General features: G+C 58.5%; 12 protein-coding genes and 2 pseudogenes. 6 read left to right on the top strand and 8 right to left on the bottom strand.

The window, feature by feature from the left end:
• Window positions 1-28: 28 nt before the first annotated feature.
• Window positions 29-1,432, bottom strand: coding sequence for a DUF4041 domain-containing protein (locus IVA92_RS19345; protein ID WP_247276720.1), 1,404 nt, complete (start codon window positions 1,430-1,432; stop codon window positions 29-31).
• A 522-nt stretch (window positions 1,433-1,954) separates the two neighbouring features.
• On the opposite strand from IVA92_RS19345, the gene IVA92_RS19340 reads away from it, so the two are divergent.
• Window positions 1,955-2,893, top strand: coding sequence for a metallophosphoesterase (locus tag IVA92_RS19340; RefSeq protein WP_247276719.1), 939 nt, complete (start codon window positions 1,955-1,957; stop codon window positions 2,891-2,893).
• A 7-nt stretch (window positions 2,894-2,900) separates the two neighbouring features.
• Here the strand turns inward: IVA92_RS19340 and IVA92_RS19335 are convergent, their stop codons facing one another.
• Window positions 2,901-3,389 (bottom strand): CDP-archaeol synthase, encoded by a 489-nt coding sequence (locus IVA92_RS19335; protein ID WP_247276718.1) that lies wholly within the window; start codon window positions 3,387-3,389, stop codon window positions 2,901-2,903.
• A 310-nt stretch (window positions 3,390-3,699) separates the two neighbouring features.
• Between IVA92_RS19335 and IVA92_RS19330 the strand changes: the two genes are divergently transcribed.
• Window positions 3,700-4,638 (top strand): metallophosphoesterase, encoded by a 939-nt coding sequence (locus tag IVA92_RS19330; RefSeq protein ID WP_247276717.1) that lies wholly within the window; start codon window positions 3,700-3,702, stop codon window positions 4,636-4,638.
• 13 nt (window positions 4,639-4,651) lie between these two features.
• Here IVA92_RS19330 and IVA92_RS19325 read toward each other — a convergent pair whose 3' ends face one another.
• The 4 genes from IVA92_RS19325 to ligD form a co-directional block, all read right to left on the bottom strand.
• Complete coding sequence (locus tag IVA92_RS19325) at window positions 4,652-4,897, bottom strand: hypothetical protein (RefSeq protein ID WP_247276716.1); 246 nt, start codon at window positions 4,895-4,897, stop codon at window positions 4,652-4,654.
• A gap of 242 nt (window positions 4,898-5,139) precedes the next feature.
• Window positions 5,140-5,883 carry a PIN domain-containing protein gene (locus IVA92_RS19320; RefSeq protein WP_247276715.1) on the bottom strand — a complete coding sequence of 248 codons (744 nt, stop codon included), beginning with the start codon at window positions 5,881-5,883 and terminating at the stop codon, window positions 5,140-5,142.
• Window positions 5,884-5,888: 5 nt separating this feature from the next.
• Window positions 5,889-6,386 (bottom strand): hypothetical protein, encoded by a 498-nt coding sequence (locus IVA92_RS19315; protein ID WP_247276714.1) that lies wholly within the window; start codon window positions 6,384-6,386, stop codon window positions 5,889-5,891.
• Window positions 6,387-6,400: 14 nt separating this feature from the next.
• Window positions 6,401-8,209: a DNA ligase D gene (gene ligD, locus IVA92_RS19310; protein WP_247276713.1), complete on the bottom strand. Its 1,809-nt coding sequence runs from the start codon at window positions 8,207-8,209 to the stop codon at window positions 6,401-6,403.
• A 150-nt stretch (window positions 8,210-8,359) separates the two neighbouring features.
• Here ligD and IVA92_RS19305 point away from each other — a divergent pair, with 150 nt between their 5' ends.
• Window positions 8,360-8,548, top strand: coding sequence for a DUF3606 domain-containing protein (locus IVA92_RS19305; protein ID WP_247276746.1), 189 nt, complete (start codon window positions 8,360-8,362; stop codon window positions 8,546-8,548).
• Between the two features lie 668 nt (window positions 8,549-9,216).
• On the opposite strand, the gene IVA92_RS19300 is transcribed toward IVA92_RS19305, so the two are convergent.
• The gene (locus IVA92_RS19300; RefSeq protein ID WP_247276712.1) at window positions 9,217-9,642 is read right to left on the bottom strand and encodes a hypothetical protein; all 426 of its coding nucleotides are present in this window, start codon (window positions 9,640-9,642) and stop codon (window positions 9,217-9,219) included.
• Between the two features lie 198 nt (window positions 9,643-9,840).
• Here IVA92_RS19300 and IVA92_RS19295 point away from each other — a divergent pair, with 198 nt between their 5' ends.
• From IVA92_RS19295 to IVA92_RS19285, 3 genes and pseudogenes are all read left to right on the top strand, one after another.
• Window positions 9,841-10,065: a hypothetical protein gene (locus IVA92_RS19295; RefSeq protein ID WP_247276711.1), complete on the top strand. Its 225-nt coding sequence runs from the start codon at window positions 9,841-9,843 to the stop codon at window positions 10,063-10,065.
• Between the two features lie 1,830 nt (window positions 10,066-11,895).
• Window positions 11,896-12,330 (top strand): nuclear transport factor 2 family protein, encoded by a 435-nt coding sequence (locus IVA92_RS19290; RefSeq protein ID WP_247276710.1) that lies wholly within the window; start codon window positions 11,896-11,898, stop codon window positions 12,328-12,330.
• Window positions 12,331-12,459: 129 nt separating this feature from the next.
• Window positions 12,460-13,405 (top strand): annotated as a pseudogene (locus IVA92_RS19285) (IS110 family transposase).
• A gap of 437 nt (window positions 13,406-13,842) precedes the next feature.
• Here the strand turns inward: IVA92_RS19285 and IVA92_RS19280 are convergent.
• A pseudogene (locus IVA92_RS19280) lies at window positions 13,843-14,032 on the bottom strand (YncE family protein); the annotation flags it as partial.

Raw genomic sequence — 14,032 nt, 5'->3', positions numbered from 1 at the left:
CTCGAATTTAGGTCAGTAAGCCATTATGTTAGTTGCTTAGGCGCGGCAACTGCCAGACCGCTCCTCGCAAGTTGAGCGTTTGCCTATATTCGAGAGCCTCGGCAGCCTCACGGAACTCCAGAAGTTCTCCAGCCAATTCGCAGAGGAGTGCTTTGACGGCCGACGGGCGTGCGCGGAAAAACTCGCGGCGGCGATTTACCGCATTCACTCTCGAGTCCCCAAGGCGCTCATGCATGGCAGTCTCGATACCGACAGCGTCATTTGAGAAGAAGAGTGCGTGGACGTCGAAGTTGAACGGCACCGATGCGTCACTCAGTTCTCGTATGCGCTCCATAGGATCGAGCCTCCGCGTCATTCCGACTTTGACCATCTCTTCGCCGAAGGAGCCAATGTTGGAGATGACGTAGACATATCCGGCCTTCGTGTTGGCCGCCCGTGCCTCGACGCTCTCGATCGCGTTGCTAACCTCTGCTATCTGCAAGCGCAGCCGCTGCATTGCATCTTGATCGCCCTTAGCTTCCAGCGCCTGAAAAGCATTCTCATAATGAAGCTTCTCTTTTTCCAGCTTCGCCCGCTCCCGTTCGATTTCTTGTTGAGCTTTCCGCTCTTCGCGCATGCGCTCGCGTTGCTGCCTCTCCTCCTCTTTTTCTTCTGACTGCTTCTGAAGGAAATCGGCAGTAAGGCGAAGTTCGTCAACACGCAATTGAAAGTACGCCGGAGAGACCTGCAGCTGCATGGTCTTGCCAAGTTTGCGTATTGTCTCCTCGACCTTGCTTAAGCGATCAACTGCGCTGTCGAGTTTATAGGGCTTTAGAGTGCGAACTAGATTGTCCGCCTCAGCATTGAAGGCTCTCAGCATCAGCTTAGAGGCTTCACGAACCATCTTTTCACCCTCGGAGGCGGATCCGTTCACCTGCCAATCGGTGCTTGCCAAGATCGCGCCGCCATCCTTTTTGACTGCTGCCTTGATGGCGTCTTGCAGGCGGTCGAGCGCAGCCTGGTATGCGACAGCATTGGTGAGCGGATGGTTATATTCGTAAACGCCAACTTCCTGAAGAAGTGCGATCTCTCTTGTCTCGACAATGGCGCGGCGTGCTTCAGCAAGCTCGGCGGCAATCGCGCGCTTTCCTGCCTCGGCCCGCGCACGTTCCTCGCTTATGTGTTCATTCAATATCTCGGCTTCGGCTTCAAGGTACTTTCGGCGAGCTTCAATTTCCAGCAGGGAGGCCCCTCCGATTTGCTCCAGTTGCTTCACTGCCTCTTCGTATCGGTCCGTGACCTGTGTAACGAAGCCGCTCAACTCTTGGCAGCGTAACAGGGCGTCATCACGCTCTTGCTTCAATTGTTCTTTTTCTCTCATGAGCTTTTCGGCAAACTTTCGCGCGCCAAAGAAGGGTATGGCGGCGCTTTCGCTGCTCTTTAAGTGCGACATGGGACTGCCCTCGACCGGATACTACCGAACTGTAGGCCGCTCGCATTAACAGCGGGTTGTAACTACAGATTGCGGGGGCGACAGCTGATGGTGCGTTCAACGCAAAAGGTTTTTCAAATTGTTTGGAGCAGCTTCTTCGTCCAACGCCGGGTCAGCCGAATGTGACCATGACGTCGTTCATTGGCCGATGTCTTCCATAACATCTCGTACCCGAATCTGCTGCGTGCCGATGCAACAATCGAATAGCAGCTTACCATATGCGACTGGCAAGCCCTGCCGCCGAGCGATGACCGCTTCTGGCCCGAGCCGGAAAGCAGGTGCCGGGAGCTGATCTCCGCTTATGAGCCAAATGCGACATCGAGCTGATGGTCAATTTCCACTATGCCCAACAGGTTGATAAGAAAGCCGGAAGATCTTCCAGGACTTGATGCTCCCAGCCAGCCGGCCGAAAGGAATACTCTGAAAGTCTGGCAAGCCTGGTGCTCCCATGGAAGGTTGAGCCGATTCGGAGGAAGTCGTTCCATGGACGAAGATATTCTGCGCAAATTGGAGGGGCGTCTCGGACCGCTCCGTGCGAGACAGCGATTGGCCATCGAGACGGATCATGAGGCACGGATCTTCGGCCACGGCCTTCTCTCCTTTCACATTGAGAACTGGTATCCGGTCCATTCTGTCATTCGAAATGCACTTAAGCTGGCCGGTCTCTACTGGCGTGGACGCCGAAATACAGGAAACATTCTCGTCAAACGCAATGATGTTGTATTCGAAGAATTGCCACGGCTTTTCGACGGCTTCACCATCCTCCACCTTAGCGACATGCATGTCGACATGAATGAGGGTGCCATGCAGCGCCTGATCGAACTCGTCGGCGACATGCGTTACGATCTATGTGTTCTAACCGGCGACTATCGGGGGAAGAACTTTGGACCGTTCGAGGCAACCTTGAACGGCCTCGCACGAGTGCGAGCTCTTCTAAAGGAGCCCGTTTATGGAGTTCTGGGCGACCACGATACCATCCAAATGGTTCCGGGGCTGGAAGCCATGGGGATACGTATGCTGCTCAACGAGAGTGAGGCGATTGTGCGCGGCGATCAGCAAATCTATCTAGCCGGGATCGATGACGCCCACTGCTTCAAGTCCGACGATATCGAAAAAGCTGCGTTGCAGATCCCGTATGGCGAGTTCTCCATTTTATTGTCGCACACACCGGAGATCTATCGTCAGGCGGCTCATGCCGGTTTTAATTTGTTGCTGAGCGGGCATACGCACGGTGGGCAGATCTGTCTGCCAGGATCTATTCCGATCATTCTTGATGCAGACTTGCCTCGACGGATGGGGGCAGGAGCTTGGCAGTATCACGACATGACCGGCTACACCTCTGTGGGTGCTGGATCGAGCGTCATTCCTGTTCGTCTCAACTGTCCACCAGAAATCACCCTGCACCGGCTTCGTTCGGGCTGACGGCGGGCTAATATGGTTCGTCGCGCAGGTTGGCTCGGAATAGAAAACGAGACAGAATTAGCGCGCCGATAAAAAAGATCCCGACACCGAGCGCTATGTCTGCGATCGTCAATGAAAGCGCGTCGCGGCATGCCAGCATCGGAAATAGGGATTCGGGAATCTGATCGAGCCCGAGTGCCTGGCTGCTCGGCGGATAGTTTAGGCGGCGCTTCAGGAAGCTGGAGAACAAATCGCCCGCCATAGCCGCGCCCGCTACGATTGCACCGATCATCATATCCAGACCGATAAGCGGAGCGCTTGCTGTCGTGATGAGGACTGAAATCAAAATACCGCGGATGGTTTTCGATGGCCCAAACAACGGCCTCCCATCAAAAAATACGATGCCGGCATCCACCGGAAAGGAAAAACGTGGGCCAAAAATCTTCTTTGCAACGATCGGTGTGCCGTTCGCCAACGTCATTAAAACCAATAATTGCAGAATATGCAGAAATTGCATTTCTTCAGGTTAGCTTATAGTTGCATCCGAGGGTATTTCGATCTTCATCGACCATTGCGGGCCCCTTCAGTGGAACGTCTTGCGCCGGTCATCCAAGGCTCCCCGTCGTGCCTCATCCATAACCTGAAGTCGCTGTCGCTGCTCGGCCGCGCCGACGTGATCGAATAGCGATGCAGTTTGCTGCAGTGCACGAGCTATATGACCCAGCGCGACATTTAGTGGAAGCGTGGGAATTAGCCACTGTCGGGTTGACCTTGGCCTCATGAGAATACGCTATATCTATCCGAAGGCCGTTCAAAAGGACTAGCTGGTGGACGAAGACATTCTGCGCAAGCTCGAGATCCGTCTCGGGCCGCTCCATGCCCGGCAGCGATTGGGGATTGAGAGAGATCACGAAGCTCAGGTATTTGGCCAGGGCCTCACATTTTTCCACCTTGAAAACTCATCTTGGGCCGAGTGGATCATTCGAAATGTTCTGAAGGCAACGGGGCTCTACTGGCGTGCACGACAGAATGCAGAACGCATTCTCGTCAAACGAAACGAAATGAGGTTCAAGACATTACCGCCCCTCTTTGAGGGCTTCACCATTCTCCACGTTAGCGACCTTCACGTGGATATGAATGAAGGTGCCATGAACAGACTCATCGAGCTGGTTGGCGAAATGCAGTACGATGTGTGCGTCCTAACTGGCGATTATCGGGGGCGGACGTTTGGGCCGTTCCAGCTCGCGCTGGATGGCGTCGCGCGATTGGGAGCTCATCTGAAACAGCCGATCTATGCCGTGCTCGGCAACCACGATACGATTCAGATGGTTCCGGGTCTCGAAGCCATCGGCATCCGCGTGCTGCTCAACGAATGCGAGACAATCGTTCGCAAGGACGAACGGATCTTTCTAGCGGGGATCGACGATGCACATTTTTTCAGAGTGGATAATATCGAAAAAGCCGCTCTCTCGATACCTCGCGGTGAATTCTCGATCTTACTGTCTCACACGCCGGAGGTTTATCGTCAGGCTGCCCATGCCAACTTTGATCTCATGCTGAGCGGCCACACCCATGGCGGTCAGATTTGTCTCCCCGGATCCATTCCCATCAAACTCGAGGCGGTGCTGCCAAGACGGATGGGGGCGGGGCCTTGGCAGTACGGCTATATGACCGGCTATACTTCCGTGGGTGCGGGCTCGAGCGTCGTTCCTGTGCGCCTCAATTGCCCGCCGGAAGTTACCTTGCACCATTTACGACGCGCCTGACGCTGACACTGACCTAATGCGTCATTACGTACATGAGCCCGCAGCAGAGCCGGAGAGAGAAGTCGCTCGCCCGGTCTCTTCCTGAGCTCGAAACGAAGCGCTTGATCAGTTCCGGTGGTTCTTTGGCAATGGTGATGTCGATGGAAGTTTGGCAGAGCGGAGAGAGCTTGGCAGAGCTCAGATGTCTTGACTTCACGCCTCCATTTTCTTCTTCTGAAGTCGCAACGTAGTTTTGAAGGATTCTGTCGAGCTCAAGCATGCAATTCCCAATTGCGGGGACGCCCCCATGAGATGTGGGGCGTTGAACTCGACGAAAGTACTGAGCGGTCGTGGTCGGCCGTTGGCCAACTTCTTCCATAACATCTGATATCCGAATGATGCCAGGTCTTGGCGAGAAAGCGGACGCCCGTCGCCGCGAGCTTACCGTCCGTTTTGACCCTGTCCGGCATTCGTGAGCCATGGCGCGGGTCTTGTTCGTCCACTATTTACAGGAAGCGACGCTCATCCTCGAGCTGTCGTTAATCGCTTCCACTCCAAGTGCACCTGATCGACACATCTTTGGACCGGTCCCGGATAGTCTCGCTCGATCCAGCGCTCATCGGCGGGGCGAACGTCCTCGATCTTCGACAGCCGAAGGCAGATCCACCTGTCCTGGTCGGGACGCTTCGTGCTCGAACTTGCCTCCACAAGGAGGGCGAACGCGCGCTCCTCGCCGGCGGCGTGGCCCACGATGTAGGGGCAGACGGTCTGGCGTTCGCCGTCATTGCTCACGTGAACGGGCCGGCGTTCAAGAAGCGCCTCTCTGAGCGCAGTGAAGACTTCGCTGTGGCCTTCGCTCAGGATCTGGAACGGTCGCTTGCGACCGCGGCGGGGTCGGTACGCTGCGAAGTCCGGGCTGAACGTCGCTGCTCGGGTGATCCCCAGGCGCTCCATCAGCGCAAAACTCGTGCGGTCGATGAAGGAAAAGCTCTGGTTCGGGAAGCTAGCCTCTATCTCCGAAGCCGCATCTAGATCGGCGCGAATAACAAGTTCGATCTGGACTCCGCTATCGCGCAGCCGCTCCCAGAAATTGTCCGCAACGTCCTTGCCGAATTTTGCCTTGAGCAGTTGCCACGTCTCGGTCAGTACCAGATCCGTGGTAATGTGCTGGCCGATGCTCCGAAGGATCGACTTGGCGCGCTCATTCTGTGCGTCCCGCTTGGCGGCGGCCGCGAACCACACGGACGTGTCGACGAATGCAGTCATGCGCCTCACTCCTGAACCGGATATTCCCCTATCTCGCCGCTTGAATCGTTCTGCTCAAACCATTTTTTGGCGGCTTCCTTCGACGCAAAGAGCGTGAGCCAATCGGGGTCTCCGATCGCTCTGGACGCCGGATCGGGCGAGTAGAGCCAAACCGATCCTTCGGCTGGGCCGCCTTCCACTCGGTATTCCCAGGCAACGCCTTCTGGGTCGTTTTCCTTGAACCACCTATCGGCGACCTCGGCAGATGCAAACACCCTCACCCACTCGGGATCGCCGATCATGCGCGATTCGCCGTCCTGATACTCGTCGAGGTAGAGCCATACGGTTCTGCCCTCCCGACGAGCCTCATCATTCCTGCGCACCGTCTCGTTCACCTTCTGCCGGTCAGCGCGGTCGTTTTCAGGCAGCGACATCACCGCGGCGTAGAGTTCGGCGGGAATGCTGCGCCTATTGCCGGCGGGTTTGTGGCGCCATTCCACCCATTGATCGAACGCATCCGACATGTGGTTTACCTTTTTTATTTGGCACGGAATGGACTGTGGATGGTGAAGGCGTCCGGCGCGATCCCGCTCTCGATGCGCTTCCAGGTCACAGGCGCTGCGATCGGAAATCCTTCTCGGGCTCGCGGGGAATAGGTGCCGATCGCCGTGGTGCCGCGGCCGTTGCGCAGGTAGTCGAGGAAGATGCGGTCACGACGCTTTGCCTGCGCAGACAGCAGGTAGCGGTCTGGATGGCGCGCGGCGAGGGCGGTGACCAGCTGATGCGCCACCCGATGCGCCTTGTCGTGCAACACCGGGTGATCCAGCGGGGCCATCAGGTGGATGCCCTTGCCGCCGGTGAGCTTGGGCCAGGTCTCGAAACCCTCGCGCTTCATCAGGTTGCGCAGATCGAGTGCGGTCTCCACGACGGCATCCCAGTCAACGCCCTCTCCGGGATCGAGGTCGATCACGATGCGGTCGGCATATTCGAAGTCCTCGACGGTCGCATTCCACGGGTGCAGCTCCACGGCCCCGATCTCGACGAGCCCTAGGAAGCCATTCAGGCTGTCGACCCACAGGCGCGTTCCTTGGCCGCCCTCGCGCTTCTGAATACGGAGCTGGTGCACGGCGGCCGGAATGTCCTTCGGCAGCGACCCCTTGTGATAGAAGGTCGTGCCGTGCACGTGACGTACCAGCTTGAGCGGCCGATGCCCGAGGTGCGGCAGCGCCTTCTTCCAGACCCGGGTCCAATAGTCGGCGAGTTCTTCCTTCGACGGAGCTGCGGCTTCGGGCAGCAGCTGCAGGATGTTCTCTCGGGGGACGCCCAGCTTCGGGCGGCCGGTTACGGACGGCACCAGTCGCGGCGCCTTGACCTTGCGCACCGCGAGATCATCCCGAAAGCCCTTGAATACAGCTTCGCGGAGGAGGCCATCATCGGTCAGGGCGCCATATTGGACCTCGATTGCAACGGTCGGGTCGACCCAGGTGGCCTTCGGCTTCTTGATCGCCACATCGAGCGGAGAAGTCTTGCGGATCAACGGATCCAGCCGCTCGCGCAATTCTCGCGCCGTCGTCTCGGTGTAGCCAGTGCGAACCTTACCGGCATACAGCAGCTGTCCGTTCTCGCGCCGGCCGACATACAGGGAGGCGACCTTGCGCGGGCGAGCTCCGAGCTTCTCCACGAATGCGACAATCGGGAAAGTTTCGCTCTTCTTGCACTTGAGCTTGGCCCACGTCTCTTGCCGCCCCGAGCGGTAGGGCTCGCCGAGTCGTTTGGCGATCAGCCCTTCCAGCCCCAGCTTGCAGCCCTCCTCGAAGACCTCGTTGCCGTCGGCCGCAAGCGCCTCGACGTAGATAAAAGTTTCCGGTGCGTCCTTCAGGAGGCGCTCCAGCAGGCGCTTGCGATCCTCATACACGACCGCGCGCAGGTCGTAGCCGTCCAAGTAGAGGAGGTCGAAGGCGTGGTAGCGCACGCGCTCGCTTTGTTTGGGTCCCAGTTCTCGCCGGAGCTGCTGGAAGTCCGGTAGGCCGCCAAGGCCGTACACCACCGCTTCGCCGTCGATGATCGCGCTGTTTGCCTTGAGCAGGTGGGCGCCGGCTGCGATCGAGGAGAACTGTTCGGTCCAGTCCAGGCCGTTACGCGAATACACCTTGGCGTCCTCATCTTGCAGGTGCAGCTGTGCGCGGTAGCCGTCGGCCTTGATCTCGTAGACCCAGTCTTCGCCGCGCGGCGGCTTCTCGCGCAGCGTGGGATCACACGGCTCGATGTAACCAGGAACAGCGGCTTTGATGGCGCCATGAACACGCGATACTCCCCAACGAGACTGACGCAACGCCACGGCACACATGTCGATTCAACACGGGCCGGCGGATTCGTTCCGCAATTGCGTACACTTTGGCCAGAGGGGCACGCTGAACCCGTGGGGATGGCGCTGCGCCCTGACGCGCCGGAACTGCGACCTTTCTTCCTGCGTTGGCGAACCAGGAGGACTTCTCAGATCGCCAAAGCGAAGAAGCAAACGAGCCGGGGCCGCAAGCAGGATCGTGCCAGCGTCGCGAGCGGGCAGGACTACGAGGTCCGCTACGAAGCAAAGAAAACCCGCAAATCTGCCTCGGCAATGAAGAAGGCCGTCAAGAGAGCCGGCAGCAGTCGCAAGAAGGTAGAGTGGCAGCTGCAGTCTAAATAGGTATTCTTGCTGTTGCTCGCTCTGTCTGCGGCCTGAGCCACGTCACACCGAAATGAGGGTGAGCTCAGGCGTTCAAGAACCGTATCAAGCGAGCCATCGCTGAGCTTCCGGTGTCAGCACGTAACGGTCGCCGGTTTTGACTAGCCACCCTGCCTCGATCATTCGGCTCGCCATCTCGGCTCCGCACAGGGGCTGCGTGCCACGCGGATGGAATAGCTTTCGATTTCGCTCGACCAGGTACCCGTAAAGCTGGACGTGTCTAATTGGCTTCACCATCCCTGGTGTGGGCTGGTTCATGTTGGCGCTCTATTCGCGTCCAGACGGCCCCGGCTCTCAAGGGAGGCTGGAGGTACGGGCCGGGGCCGCTCCGCCGGCTCCGGGAAGAGCCGACGCATCACCAATTCCGCAGCGAAAGCCGACGTTCCTAATTCAGGAAGTGGATGCTCGTGCAAGCAGCTGCCTTCGAGTAGGTCCAGCTTCCGCAGTGCACCGTGCAGTACTCTACGTTCCGGGAGCCAAGTCTTCCTTCACCCCGCGAGCAACGAGGCGCAGCGTCCCGTCCGGTAGCGGCCGCTGACCACGCGGAACAGCGCGCTGATCGCGGCTTGGTTGGTAGTGATCGAATATAGGTTGCACATTTTTCCACCTAACCCGATTCGCGGTCCAACCTACCGCTCTTCAGTCGGGTGCACCCACTTGTAGGGCGTGATCTGCCTCGTCTCAGTCAGTTTGATCACGCGAGCTGGGGGCGCGTAGCGGTTGGTGCGGCAGGAGCGGCATTTCAGCGAAGCTTCGAGTTTCCAGAGCGGCGTATCGCGAGGACGGCGGATGGCGTCGAGAGGCAGGCTTGCTCGCGTCTTGCAGCGGGCGCATTCGACCTCCAGCCAGGCGAGACCGCCATTCAGGCACTGACCGATCGTCGGGGAGGGCCGGGCAGGGCCGCCGTAGCCCTCCATGCGGACGGACCAAGCCTCGGCCTCGGCCCGGTCGGCGGCGCGGATGGCCTGGTCGGCACGCTCTCGCGCTCCCTCAGCATGGATCTTCGCCCCCATGATCCGGCCGCCCCAGATTACCTCTCGCGACTTAGTGCTCATGCGAGATAGATTCCGGCGAACCGAGCGAGAGGCAAGCCGCTAGCCCTAGAGGCCTACCGCCACACAGCGCCAAATGCTTGGTCAAGGACCAACGGTCCCGCCAATGCTAAATTTTGAATTCCCGAAATTTGACTTGCTCCGTCGGGCAAAACAGTGGTTCATAAGGCGCTGGCTCTAACCGCGAGAGGACCAGCGTCAATGGCCGATGAAACCGGGGCGTCTTCAGAGCTGTCGAAGATTGCAAAGCTCAATGGAGATTTTAAGAGGAACTATGGGACGGTGCTGGGCGCGTTCCTTTACTTGCGATCGATCAGCGCCGCCCGCGGCCGCTCTATTTTTTGGGTTGGCCTGCTTTCGGTCGCTTGCTCAGCAGCGTTGGCATGGCTCGGGAAGTATGGCTTTGCCTGGCTAACCTCCGGGTGATCGCGCGAACAGGACCGTCAGCCGTTTTGAAGCAGCTGATCTGACGGCGCTCCCGGGCTTTCTCCGAAAATCTAATGGTTCTCTTCACCCTTCCATCTGTGGGCAGCAAAACGTAGTCAAGCACAGTCTCGTTATGCTCCGATAGTCTGATGGCAGCGATCCAGCCCGCAGGCACGTGTGCATCGTATTGGATGGTCCAATGTGGATAATGAGCCGCCACTTTTCTTGGCGTCCAGCGCGCCGCTCTCACGGAGACGCAAACCGTGCCATTCACACGCAACGAATCGGTCCAACTGCCAGTGCTTGTGCGACCGCCTGACCTCCTGATGGCGGCTCCAATGCGAGTGGCAAGCTGCGTCTTTTGCTCAGACCAAAGAGGACGCGCTTCTAGAAATTCGTAATTGCGCTTCGGAGTGTAGCCGAGCAGTCGATAAAGATTCCGCATGCTGCCGAAGTGGGTTTGACACGTAGCCACACAGGGTAAACCGCATAGCAGGCGAGCGCTACGTGCTAACGCATGAAGCGCAGCGCGCCCTCGCTCGATCGCTTCTCCCTTAAGCCTTCAGGTCCGTGATGCGCATGATCGCCACGACGTTCCCATCGTTGAACGCCTGCTCCTTTGTGTCCTTGTTGCAGGTCCACATAAAATTCTTCCTAACCGTAAAAGTTTTTCTCTCCTGCCCGATCCGAAGCTCCCCTCGGGATGTGGCAGATCATGCCATTCATCATCGGAGGACCCCATGGATCTTCGATCCCGGCTGCATGATGATGTCGCGCATTGAAACTATCCTGAAGCCACGGATGAGAGACGGTGTCTCGCCCTCGTAAGCACGCACTACCACGCCTGGGCCAAGACGTCTCGTCCTTGTAGGACGTGGTTTGAGCGGCGGCTCGCCTCATCGTGGGCCACAGAGACCGCGGCCAGCCCGATTCCCAATGCTGACGTTCGATCGATTCTATTCATCGCTCTTCTCCCGTAGGTCACGCAACAAGCCGCCGCGAAAGCGACCCCGCGCAGTTGTGGAAGGTGAACCGTGCTGCGAACCGAAGAAAAAGAATCAGTTTCCAAAGTGAGCACGCCTGCCGATGGCATCAGTGGCTGCTCGTTCGAGCCCGGACCGCAATTTCGGTTATCCAGTTAGGGCAACTTCACTATACATGACCCAGCGCCCGAGAACCGCATTCGATAGCAAGTCAGCGCGCCTGACCTGCCTCGCTGGTCCGGTCGGCGACAAGTGCGCCACGCACCATTGACGTCCTGTCCGACGGCGACGAGAGCGGCTCGAAAATGTCCGGAGTTGGCCCCAAACCAATTGGCGCAGAGATAGATGCTCGCAGTCGAAGCAAGAGCGAACTCTTCAGTCGCCGCTTTCTTACCGCGATTCAATCTTCGCAGTCATACCTCGTTCAGCAAGGAACCTCTATGCTGCCTGAGGCGACTACACTCAACGGGAGAAAACCAGATGGGATTCAAATTCGCACTTCTCGCATTGGCCACTTTAGGCGGTGCAGCAATTTCGACCGGAGCCGCTTCAGCCATGCCGCTCGCCCCCTTGGGACAGTTCCAGTCTTCGAACGTCGAGAGCGTTGCAGTGGTCTGCGGTCCGCGCGGTTGCGTCCGCACAAGGCCCGTGTATCGGCGTGGGGCCTACGTCGTCCGCCGCCCCTATGTACGTCGCGGCTACGGATACCATCGCGGCTATCGCCGGTACTAATCTTGAAGGGGGCTTCGGCCCTCTTTGCTGCTGACGTTCCATCGCGATCGAATTGCGCCTGCGTGGTAGGCAAAGAGATGCTGAGGCGACCAATAGCTAAGGCAACGGAGGGAAGATGGCATTCAGATTGGCGACCTTTATAGTTTGCTTGCTGTTTGCCATTCCATGCAACTCGATTGCGGGAGAGACGCTTTCTGATGCTGCCATGGACGAGATGCACAAGCATTTTTCAGAAGCGTACAATCGGGGTGATCTGGATGCTATGGCCGGGACATTTGCAGAGAACGCGGTGCGCGTGACGCCCAGCGGTATCTTCCAGGGGCGGGACGCCATTCGCCGAAGCTTCAGCGACGCCCTCAAGCTGGGACTGCGTGACTATTCGGTTCAAAGAACCATCTCGCGTGCCGAAGGCAAATTCGTTTTCAACGCAGGAACATGGCAGGCCAAGATAGGAGATCGGTCTTTTTACGGTTATTACTCATCCATCCTTGCTAGCGAAGGTGGACAGCCGAAGATAATCGAAGAAACGGTTGCAGTTGCCGCCCCCTGACCCGCCGTGATCCCGCAGAAGCGGGACTACAGCATTCCGCTTGTGATGCTGTGGACGGCTCCTCCACGGGCACGAGAGTGCCAAGGATTGGGCGCCGATTGAGGCTCCCACGATTCGGAGGAGCAGCCTATGCAGTCAATTTCGACGATCGGTCTGGATATCTCGAAGTCGGTTTTTCAAGTGCATGGCGTCGATGCAGCCGGCCAGGTGGTGATCCGGCGCCAACTCAAGAGCCGTTTCATGCTGTCGTTTTTTGAGAAGTTGCCGCCATGCCTAGTGGGGATCGAGGCTTGCGGTCATCCCACTATTGGTCCCGCGAACTGCAGGCGTTGGGGCATACGGTGCGGTTGATGCCTCCGGCGTGCGTGAAGCCCTACGTCAAGCGGCAGAAGAACGACACCACGGACGCAGAGGCGATTTGCGAGGCGGTCACGAGACCCAACAGGCGGTTCGTGCCGACCAAGACGGTCGAGCAACAGAGCTGTCTGATGCTTCATCGCGCGCGCCATCTCTTTATCCGCCAGCAGACTGCCGTCATCAATTTAATCCGGGCCTATCTTGCCGAGTTCGGGATTGTCGCCCCGGTCGGTCGCCGAGGTGTCGAGCAACTGCTGGAAGTCGTCGCCGATACAGCTGACCGCCGGCTCCCGGAGGTGGCCCGCGCGTGTCTTGAGGCTCTCGGCAGTCAGTTGCGGGCACTGAAGGCCAAAATCCTGGAGTTCGACAGACGCATCATCGCCTGGCACAGATCAAGCGCGACGAGCAAACGGCTGGATGCGATCCCTGGTGTCGGTCCGGCGCTGGCAACGGCGCTGGTCGCGAGCGTTGCTGATGCCAAGGCCTTCCGATCAGGTCGGGACTTCTCGGCCTGGGTTGGACTCGTGCCGAAGCAGAACTCGAGCGGAGGCATGCCAAGATCCATGGAACGGGGCATCGACCCTGGCTCTCCGCATTGCTGGCGCGGCGAGCAACCATGGTCGCCGCCATCGCGCTCGCCAACAAACTCGCCAGGATAGCCTGGGCGATGATGGCGAGGAACGAACGCTACAAGGAACCCGCCGCTCTCATGGCGTAAAACGAGATCACGTCGGACATGCCGGTGTGACGTAACGGTTGGAAGGGCGAACAGCACTTAATGCAGCGCCGGTCGATCCGGCGATCAGGACAACCCACACGGGCCACGGCATCTTTGAATGCGTGCTTTTGATCGGGACCTGATCCGCGGAGGACATTATGGCCAGCGGCCGCGCAAACAGGCCGAACACATGGCCGCACCGACCAACGCCGCAAAGTGAAGATTCTCCTTGCCAACCCGGAGCCGTCCACACATGGCCCATCGCACCCTTTGACGCGGTGTAGCTAGGAGCCCGTTCACAGAGACAGGCCGGGCGTTCGCGTCCGAGGGCCGGATCGTGGGTCGACCGCAAACTGCCCAGCTCAACAGCTAATTACTATCGCCAACGAAACCTGAAGGCCCACGATGAGCGGGCCCTCGACGGATGGACGAAGGCTTTACGGTCCCATCCTCGCCGAAGCGGGATGTCCGGGCACCTGGAAGCGCTTGCCTGTGTCCGTGATGTTACTGCCATCGACCTTCAGAATCGAGAAGTCCTGCGTCAGATAGTTGCCGATGAGAAGGTACTTGCCGTCGGGCGTGAAGACTGCAGCCTCGGGCAAGCCGCCGACCTCAATGTCTGCGGTC

It is taken from the genome of Bradyrhizobium sp. 154, from assembly GCF_023073875.1.
Lineage (GTDB): Bacteria > Pseudomonadota > Alphaproteobacteria > Rhizobiales > Xanthobacteraceae > Bradyrhizobium.
Note: the sequence above shows the minus strand (reverse complement) of the source record. Positions and strands in the feature narration are given on the sequence as shown.